At 44.5% G+C, this 9,243-nt stretch carries 8 protein-coding genes; 3 read left to right on the top strand and 5 right to left on the bottom strand.

Annotated elements, in window-relative coordinates:
* Positions 1-614: 614 nt before the first annotated feature.
* A complete protein-coding gene (locus RMO55_RS21610) occupies positions 615-2,219 on the bottom strand; it encodes a rhomboid family intramembrane serine protease (RefSeq protein ID WP_310430191.1) in 1,605 nt (534 codons plus the stop codon).
* A 96-nt stretch (positions 2,220-2,315) separates the two neighbouring features.
* Here RMO55_RS21610 and RMO55_RS21605 point away from each other — a divergent pair, with 96 nt between their 5' ends.
* The gene (locus tag RMO55_RS21605; protein ID WP_310430190.1) at positions 2,316-2,723 is read left to right on the top strand and encodes a DUF4332 domain-containing protein; all 408 of its coding nucleotides are present in this window, start codon (positions 2,316-2,318) and stop codon (positions 2,721-2,723) included.
* Between the two features lie 98 nt (positions 2,724-2,821).
* Here the strand turns inward: RMO55_RS21605 and RMO55_RS21600 are convergent, their stop codons facing one another.
* The 3 genes from RMO55_RS21600 to RMO55_RS21590 all read right to left on the bottom strand — a co-directional run bounded on the left by RMO55_RS21600 (position 2,822) and on the right by RMO55_RS21590 (position 4,664).
* Positions 2,822-3,184: a hypothetical protein gene (locus RMO55_RS21600; RefSeq protein ID WP_310430189.1), complete on the bottom strand. Its 363-nt coding sequence runs from the start codon at positions 3,182-3,184 to the stop codon at positions 2,822-2,824.
* Positions 3,185-3,351: 167 nt separating this feature from the next.
* Positions 3,352-3,966 carry a TetR/AcrR family transcriptional regulator gene (locus RMO55_RS21595; protein ID WP_310430188.1) on the bottom strand — a complete coding sequence of 205 codons (615 nt, stop codon included), beginning with the start codon at positions 3,964-3,966 and terminating at the stop codon, positions 3,352-3,354.
* Positions 3,967-4,250: 284 nt separating this feature from the next.
* Positions 4,251-4,664 carry a universal stress protein gene (locus RMO55_RS21590; protein ID WP_310430187.1) on the bottom strand — a complete coding sequence of 138 codons (414 nt, stop codon included), beginning with the start codon at positions 4,662-4,664 and terminating at the stop codon, positions 4,251-4,253.
* 229 nt (positions 4,665-4,893) lie between these two features.
* Here RMO55_RS21590 and RMO55_RS21585 point away from each other — a divergent pair, with 229 nt between their 5' ends.
* The gene (locus tag RMO55_RS21585) at positions 4,894-6,096 is read left to right on the top strand and encodes a phosphoglycerate kinase (protein ID WP_310430186.1); all 1,203 of its coding nucleotides are present in this window, start codon (positions 4,894-4,896) and stop codon (positions 6,094-6,096) included.
* A gap of 251 nt (positions 6,097-6,347) precedes the next feature.
* Entirely contained in the window at positions 6,348-8,033 is a 1,686-nt protein-coding gene (locus RMO55_RS21580) for an RluA family pseudouridine synthase (protein ID WP_310430185.1), read from the top strand.
* 193 nt (positions 8,034-8,226) lie between these two features.
* Here RMO55_RS21580 and RMO55_RS21575 read toward each other — a convergent pair whose 3' ends face one another.
* Complete coding sequence (locus tag RMO55_RS21575; protein WP_310430184.1) at positions 8,227-8,907, bottom strand: PEP-CTERM sorting domain-containing protein; 681 nt, start codon at positions 8,905-8,907, stop codon at positions 8,227-8,229.
* Between the last annotated feature and the right edge of the window lie 336 nt (positions 8,908-9,243).

The raw sequence follows: 9,243 nt of genomic DNA, 5'->3' as shown, positions 1-9,243 counted from the left end.
GGGGGGCTGGTGGGGGTTTGGAATGGTGGAGGGTCTGTAGGGGCTGGTTTATGCTAGTAGTCTCGAATGTAACGACAACTATCGTACAAACCTGCCCTCACCTACTATCGACCGATCGATCGAACCCTATGATTAACCTGTCGATCGAACTCTATGATTAACCGATCGATCGAACTCTATGATTAACTTGTCGATCGTGTGGCGTGACAGCGGGAATCGAATTTTCGGTCGCATTGAGGTTGCTGGTGGGGTTGGGCAGGTTTGAATTAAGTTGATTTCAGGTTGGGGTTTTTCGCATAAAGCGGCTCGCGCTCGTCGGGTCTCCCGACGGTTTAGCGAGACAAGACACCTGCCCCTACGAGGTTGATGTTCGATCGAGTCTTCTGGTTTCTTTTATCGTCAAATGGCTGAGGTCGATCGATCCTCCTCTCAGTTATATTTAGGACATGAAGGTTGGTTATGCTAGTGAAATAAAGCAACCAAAGTTCATAAGTATTCTTATTAGTAATGTTGCTCTCATTGGCGATCTTTACGAAGGGAAATCGGGGTTTAAATTTTAATGGCGATCGGTAGTAATCTATCGATCGCCATTTTTTTGTGTGAGTTTACCAAGATTAATCTCTATTCCCGAATTGCAACAAAATAAGTCCGACTAAAAAGCCAATTACCAGTCCAGAAAAATGACCGACAATACTCGTATGTCCATTGGTGAGATCGAATATTAGTTGGAACACAACGCTCAATATCACTGCTTGAAATTGACGTGCAGCAGATATCGCTCTGGCTTGTCGCCAACCAACCAGGTGAATCGCCCCCATTGTACCCAACATGCCCATAATCGCTCCAGAAGCACCGACAGTAATTTGGGGCTGACTAATCCATCGGGTATCGAAATAAGTAATAAACGCCATCGAACCAAATCCCGCGAGCAGATAAGCAAGTAGATATTTAAAGGAACCCAATCGATATTCGACAAATTTACCCAAGTAGAATAAGGCAAACATATTCATCGCCAAATGGAGGATACCCATATGCAAGAAGTTTGCCGTAATAATCCGCCACCATTCACCAGCGAGTACTAGTGGCGCAGCTAAACCACCCCACTCGATGAAATTAAAATTCTTGTCGCCAGACTTATATTTCCATCCCAGTTCAGCACAAAAAACTAGAATATTAATTGTCATCAATAAACTAGTTGCTGGAGTCCATGCATCCGTAGGGATCTGACTGGTATACTGCGATTCTTGTCGGACTGCAGCTTCAATTTTTTCGACAAATTCCCAATCTGCTGGTTGCAGTGTATTCAAATCTGGTAATGGCTGGGATAATCGCCACAAAATATCCGCTTTGATGCATCGATCTGTACTTGTATGTCGGAGCTTTGCAAATTGTCGGGTTGCGACATCGATCTTACCTGTGGCTAAATGTGCCGAGCCAATCCAAAATTCATGTACCTCTTCTGGGTACATTGAGAGCAGACTTTGGCACGACTGAGTAACTGCCTTGACGCGCCCACAGTAGGCGAGAATATACATTTTGAGCAGATCTAAATTCTGCGTATTCATCTGCTGAGATCGATCGAGTTTATTTACGACAGAGATACAACGATGTAAGTCTCCCGTTTCTGCCAATGCCCGCAAGTAGTAAACTAAGATCAGGCCTCGATCGAGTCTGAGTCGATCCATTGTCAGTCGCTGTTGCACCCAGTCGATATATTCCTGCCACCGATCGGTAGACCGATATAATAAAGCAGTAATCGATCGACCGATCTCGGTTCGATCGCTAGATGGGTATCGATCGAATATCGTGCGAGCGGCCTCTATTTGCCCCGTCTGGGCTAGCGAAATCCCTTTCAGGAGATGGTGATAGTCCCACATACCATCAGTCGGCACCAGCCATCTCAGCCATCTTGATAGCTTACTGGCTGCCAAATATTCCGAGTTACTGACTAATGATTCGAGTCGGCGCATCAATGACAGCGGCAGTAGTAATAATACTGTCCACGCGCCAATACCGATCTTTGCCATCAGATCTGGCAAAACATAGAAACTCATTGATAAGATAGTCAGCACGACCATCGCCGCAATTTTGAGGCTAGAATTAGTCCGTGATGTTGGTAATAAAGTCGCCAGACAGGAAAAGATCGCAATCTGAACCAAAACAATACTAGTGAAGTCCATTAGCACTCGATCGAGGATATTGACTTGGATATCTACCATCTTAGCCAAATCTCATCACAGCGCACTTCGATACAATTAGCCTCTGCTGACTACCAACCCAAGTTATTGTTCCTTTACCCTTTCCCCCTCTACACTATGATTTGCGATTGGTCGATTGGCGATTTACCTGGTTTAAATAAGTCCGAACGCGCTTTGCTCGAAAAGTTTGGAATTACGACCACCGGACAACTATTAACTGTCGCACCGGATGCCGCAACTAAACAGAAATTAGCCGTTAATTTAGGCACTAAAATTCAGTATGTGAATAAATTAGTCGCTTTAGCCGATTTAGCCAGATTACCTGGAATTGGTTGTCAATATAATGGTTTACTGCTCCATACCGGAATTATTTCTGTCAAGCAATTAGCCCAAATGCCAGCTCACAAAATTCATCAACAACTGCTCAAACTCCACGTCGCAACCCTGCAACGACGAGATCTCTGCCCCGATCTCGCACGAGTTCAGGGTTGGATTAAGCAAGCAGGGGAGTTAGTTGAAAGTTGAAAGTGCAAGAAAAGATCTATTATTTCTGCAACTAATTTCTCTCTCAGTCCCCAGTGCCCCACACCCTCTCTAAATTCAGCGCAAAGCCAATCGTCTTATCAATACTTTGACTTCCCGCCGATAGCTAGTTTAATTAACATTGCTCCCAGCCAAATTAGCACTCCTCCCAAGCCGATCCCAACGCCGATTGGTACTGGTCTAACTGGAATTGGACTCCCAGATTGCATCACCCCGATAAAAGACCAAAGCAATCCACCCACAAGGATTGCGCCGATTGCCATGCACAACAAACCCACAACAATCGCCTGTATCCGCTCCTGCTCTGCCCAACTGACTAAATCTGTCATGGTGCGCTGTCGCTGCTGCAATAATGTCACCATTTGCCACATCCCAAATCCGGCAATCCCCATCCCACCGAATGCCATAAATTTACCAGCGGAATGAGGAATATTGAACGCCATAAATAATTCTTCTGGCTCAAAGATCCCACTACCAATTAAAAAAATCCGATCGATATAGCAATGATGCTAATAATTAAACGGTGGTGAGTTTTCATCTGTGCGATACTGTTTAAAATATGTGAATTTGCGATCGATTTTCGCCTAACTCGATCGCAAATAACAAGTTACTATTTCTTCGCCAATACTCCATTCAAAAAGATATCCGCCAATCCTTCAGCCATTTCTTTCATTTCCTGGGGACTAGCACCTGGTTGCGCGAGGGTTTCATGACTGAATCCAGCGACAACAAACATTCCTAAAAACACTTGAGCGATAACGCGCGGATTCATCCGTCGATACACGCCTCGTTCCATTGCTGTTTGGAAAAATGCTTCAGCTACGCTCGTCATTTTTTCAACTACTTCTGCTTGAATTCGATCGCGTAAGTCTGGATGAAATTGGACTTCCATAAAACAGACGCGCATCATGTCATAGTTATCCCCCAGCCGCAGCATTCGTTTGTACATCACATGTGAGATCGCTTCATAACTGGCCATCTCGCTCAATTCTGTCAACAAATCTGTCAACAATTCAATCCAACCTTGAGTCGCTACTTCGACTAGAATCGCTTTTTTGTTCGTAAAATGACGGAATAAAGTACCTTCTGCAATCCCCGCTTTTTCTGCCAACTCCTTGGTAGTAGTACCATCATAGCCATGACGGGCAAATAACTTTTGAGCCGCTTTGAGAATCTTATCGCGGGTATTTGGCTCGGTCTTCTTTTCGCTATGAAATATCTGCATACATACCCAGCACGATCGAATGCTTGTTTAATGGGATCTCTACATTATTACGCTAATAAAAATCAGTATTTACATCTGGCTTCATAGTTCTTTAGAGATAGTTACTCCACTTTACGATCGCGATCTAAATCGCGATTTTGCTTCAATTTTCTTAACACATTCTCTCAGAATTTTCGCCTTATTTACAAACAGCGCATTTATCAACGAGAAATTGGGTAAAACAAACAGCCTTTTACCCTTATACCCTTCACTAACTAGCACCGACAGCGCATCGCGAAGCCTCACTAAGGCACAATCAATACCGGACAGGGCGAGAGATTAATTACTCGACTAGCAACACTTTCAGCGGTATGTTCCAAATCTAGACCGATCCCGCGACTCCCCATCACGATCAGATTGACATTGAGTTCGTCAGCGACATCGCAGATCGTGAAAGCAGGTTTTCCTTCTCGCTGCAATATTTCGGCTTGGATACCACGTTTGGCAAAGAGATCCTGAGCCGAATGTAGTAGTTGGTCGATCGCCTCCGAAGATTGCATGACGGGATCTTCGAGTACTTCCGCATCGAGATCTGGTGTCTCGACTACCGATAGTAGAATCAGCTTGCTTTGATATTTTTGAACCAGATCGATCGCCACGGCGATAGCTTCTTGAGCTTCACGACTGCGATCGAGGGGGAATAGAATTTTGTTGAACATATACTGAGGCTAAATAATCGTAGCGTTTATCCTCTTACTACCCTATTTTCGATCTCTAGCTCCAACTCGATCGAAATTAGTAACAAATCTACACGGGTTTTCCGGTAGAATTGAAAGCGGTAGAGCTAAATGTTGTTTTTACTACAGCAAAAATTCAGTATTACTAAATTTTTTCAGCTTTTTATATCAAAACAAAAATTAACCACTATAGTTTTTAGGAGTTTAACAAGTGTCCAAGAAGTCCATTGCCAGTTTATCCGCTACCGATCTCGCTGGGAAGCGCGTTCTCGTTCGTGCTGATTTCAACGTACCTGTAGATGATGCCGGAAATATCACCGACGATACGCGGATTCGTGCTGCTCTACCTACTATCAACGACTTGACTAGCAAAGGTGCTAAAGTCATCCTCAGCAGCCACTTTGGTCGTCCCAAAGGCGTGGATGAGAAATTACGCCTCACTCCAGTTGCGAAACGGTTGTCGGAGCTATTGGGGCAAACTGTGGTCAAATGTGATGACTGTATCGGTGATGAAGTTGCCAGCAAAATTGCGGCGATGGCAAATGGACAAGTTGCACTGTTAGAAAACGTCCGTTTCTACCCAGAAGAAGAAAAGAACGATCCTGAATTCGCGAAGAAATTGGCTGCTAATGCTGACTTATATGTCAACGATGCATTTGGTACAGCTCACCGCGCTCATGCTTCGACTGAAGGTGTAACCAAGTATCTGAGTCCTTCCGTTGCGGGTTACTTAATCGAGAAAGAATTGGAATATCTCCAAAACGCGATCGAAAAGCCCCAAGCTCCTTTAGCGGCGATTGTTGGCGGTTCTAAAGTATCCAGTAAAATCGGTGTGATCGAAACCTTACTCGACAAATGCGACAAATTATTCCTCGGTGGTGGGATGATTTTCACATTCTACAAAGCACGCGGTTTGAATGTTGGTAAGTCCTTGGTTGAAGAAGATAAATTAGACTTAGCTCGCGCGCTCGAAGCGAAAGCAAAAGAGAAAGGCGTTCAACTTTTATTACCTACTGACGTAGTAGTAGCCGACAATTTCTCCCCAGATGCCAATTCCCAAATCGTTGACATCAACAATATCCCCGACGGTTGGATGGGATTAGATATTGGACCTGATTCACTCAAAGTTTTCCAAGCTGCTTTAGCTGACTGCAAAACTGTAATTTGGAATGGTCCAATGGGTGTATTTGAATTTCCTAAATTCGCTGCTGGTACCGAAGGAATCGCCCATACTTTAGCTGAAATTTCTAAAACTGGTGCAATCACGATTATCGGTGGTGGCGACTCTGTTGCAGCAGTAGAAAAAGTTGGTTTAGCCGACCAAATGAGTCATATTTCTACTGGTGGTGGTGCTTCGCTAGAATTGCTAGAAGGTAAAGTTCTACCTGGTATTGCTGCATTAGATGATGCTTAAATTAATTGAGAATTGAGAATTGAGAATTGAGAATTGGGTATTTAGGATGGGGATTTAGACCCCACCCTAAACACAATCCACCTAAACGGTGGGGGATTTAAACCCCTGCTCTCCGTTAAAAAGTTGAAAGTTGAAAGTTGCTATTGTCAGGTTTCCCCAAGTGGAGGACCTTTTCAAGACAGCGCGACAAGACAGAAAGTTGAAAGTGAAAAGGTGCGATCGAATTTTATAGATCGTACCTAATTTTTTTAATGTTAGATCCAATTCCCGATGCTCATTCCATTCTGCTCAGACAGACATTTCGCCAACAGATCGTAAATTCCACCCCGACTTATTGGTATGTTGGCTATTGTCCCCACAGTGGCGAACTATTAAAATTACCGCGCACTCAGGAAGTAGAAAATATCGCCCGTAACTTAATGTTGGAATTAGCACGGGACGATCGATATTCCCGTGAAGGTAAGATGTATGGCGTGTTATTGGTAGAGACAAATACGGGCGAATATTACTCGATTAAAGCTTTTTCAGGACTATTGAATAGTGAGGCTATTATAGCTGGATGGGTACCACCAATTCCTGGGCGCGATCGAGTGGCGATCGAGGAAGCTGCTACGCTAGAAGCTCTAGCAACGATGAAGCAAGAATTAATCGATCTAGATCGAACCACAGAACGAGAGCAATATCGATCGATTTCAGCAGAATTTGTCGGTAGGGTCAAGCAATTATCGATCGAACATCGTCAGCGCAAAGCATTTCGCCAACAACAGCGCGAACGATACGAGTCTACCCTCAACGATCTGGAACTAACCACAGCACTCGACCAACTCATCGCCCAAAGCTGCCAGGATGGACGAGAACGCGATCGACTCAAACAAGAGCGCGATGCAATTTTACACCCGCTCAAGGCGATTTTAGACCAGAATGACGATCGAATTCGGGAGCTGAAGCAACGGCGCAAGCTTCGATCTCGTCAACTTCAGACACAGATGCACGATGCTTACCAGTTGATGAACTTTTTGGGCACATCTAGCTCGTTGCGGGAATTGATGCCTGCGGGGATTCCCACGGGAACAGGCGATTGCTGCGCGCCTAAATTACTCCATTATGCGGCTAGTCACCAGCTTAAACCGATCTCGATGGCGGAATTTTGGTGGGGCGAAAATAGTCAGGATAAATGTCAGGGTGAATTCTATGGAGCTTGTCAGGAACGCTGTCAACCGTTGATGGGATTTATGCTTTCTGGGTTGGCGGTACCGATTGCGGTTAGTGGTGATCTAGGGGGAAAGGGGAAAGGGGAAGGGGGAAAGGGACGGAATAATTGCGAGATTATTTATGAGGATGAATATCTGATTGCGATCGATAAACCTGCGGGATTGTTGTCTGTACCTGGGCGGACGATCGATCTCCAGGATAGCGTCCTGACTCGGTTGCGGAAATTATATCCCGAAATTTATACCGTCCATCGGCTCGATCGAGATACTTCGGGAATATTATTATTAGCACTGGATAAACTGACCTATCGACATCTGAGTCAACAGTTTGAGGAGCGACAAATCCACAAGATTTATGAGGCTATTTTAGGTGGAATAGTAGAAATTCAGCAAGGCTCGATCGATCTGCCACTTTGGGGAGATCCACTCGATCGACCGCGCCAAAAGGTAGACTTTAATCTAGGTAAACCCAGTTTAACGAAGTTCCAGGTGTTAGGGCAAATCGGCAGCTACACACGGATTGAGTTTATGCCCGTTACAGGTAGATCGCATCAATTACGCGTCCATGCAGCCGATTTTAGAGGGTTAGGTGTAGCTGTTTTAGGCGATCGACTCTACAGTTGTCAGGCAGATGTAGAACGTTTGCATCTGCACGCGCGGGAGCTGAGTTTTATTCATCCACACACATTGGCACGAATTTCGCTCCAAACCCAATGCCCATTTTGAATCAAAGATCTGTAGGGGCTGGTTTATGCTAGGAATCTTCGCTGTGAAATCAACCTTCGTACAAACCCGCCCTCACCCACAATCAACCTTTAGAACGAAGGTTACTGGTGGGGTTGGGCAGGTTTGTACAGATGTTATCGTTACAACAGAGATTTCTAGCATAAACCTGCCCCTACGGGTTAACTGTTCACATCTACGAGATGTCTTCTTTATCCTGTTTGGCTTTGGCTAACTTCCGCTTGAGCGCGACACCATATCCCGCACCAAAGAGCGTCCCCAAAACTGTAAATGGTTCGGGAACATTAGTAGCGTTAGCAGCAGGACAACCACCATTAATACAAATATTGTCAAACTGATGTAGTGAATCGTTAACCCAACTAACAGAAACTAAATTAGTGAAGTTGGCAAAGTTAAAAGTCTCCAGAGTACTTAGCACTGAATCTGTAGTGAAGGTTTGAGTGACAGTACTATTATCAAATTTCGTACCAGTAAAGGTGACAGGCACTGATTGGTTCTCATTCAAACTGGTTAGGTCGATCGATGATAGAGTGAATGTGCCACCACCGACTTTGGTTAGATTAGCTGGTGAACCTGTATGGTTGATAAAAAGAGCTGTTGAACTTAGAGTGCCAACCATGAATGAAATAGGTAATCCAACGGAACCACCAAGCGTGAAACCATTTTCTGTGTAGGTATTACCAACGAAATAGAATTTGGTGTTTGGCAAGGTGTTGAAATCAAGTACGACAGCTTGAGCGGGAGCAACGGCAAGTACAGAAAAAGCTGAAAAGCCAATCAGAGCAAGAGCTTTAGCAATTTCGGGGGGGTAAATGTTTTCATTGTTTATTCCTCGTAGATGTGTAAAATAGGACAAAATCGATGTGCGTTGCCTGCAAATCAGGCTGTTGGTATCGAATTTCGATACAACGCACAATCTCCTATAAATAACGTACCCAAACCGATTTGTCGATCGACCATTTGAAATCATAAATTTCACAATCCCCACACCCTGCGAGATCCAAAGGCTTCTTGAAAAAGTCGGGGATCTGCCCCACAATTTAAACCCCCCTTCCCCATTCCCCTTTCCCCCATTCCCTACTCCCTATTCCCAACTTGTACTGAGCGTAGCCGAAGTATCCCCTAATTCTGCTAGAGTGAGATCTGAGAAATTTAAGTGTTGTAAACCTAGCATGGCAGAAACTCTATTTTT

The sequence above is a fragment of the Chamaesiphon sp. VAR_48_metabat_135_sub genome (assembly GCF_031418915.1).
Lineage (GTDB): Bacteria > Cyanobacteriota > Cyanobacteriia > Cyanobacteriales > Chamaesiphonaceae > Chamaesiphon.
Note: the sequence above shows the minus strand (reverse complement) of the source record. Positions and strands in the feature narration are given on the sequence as shown.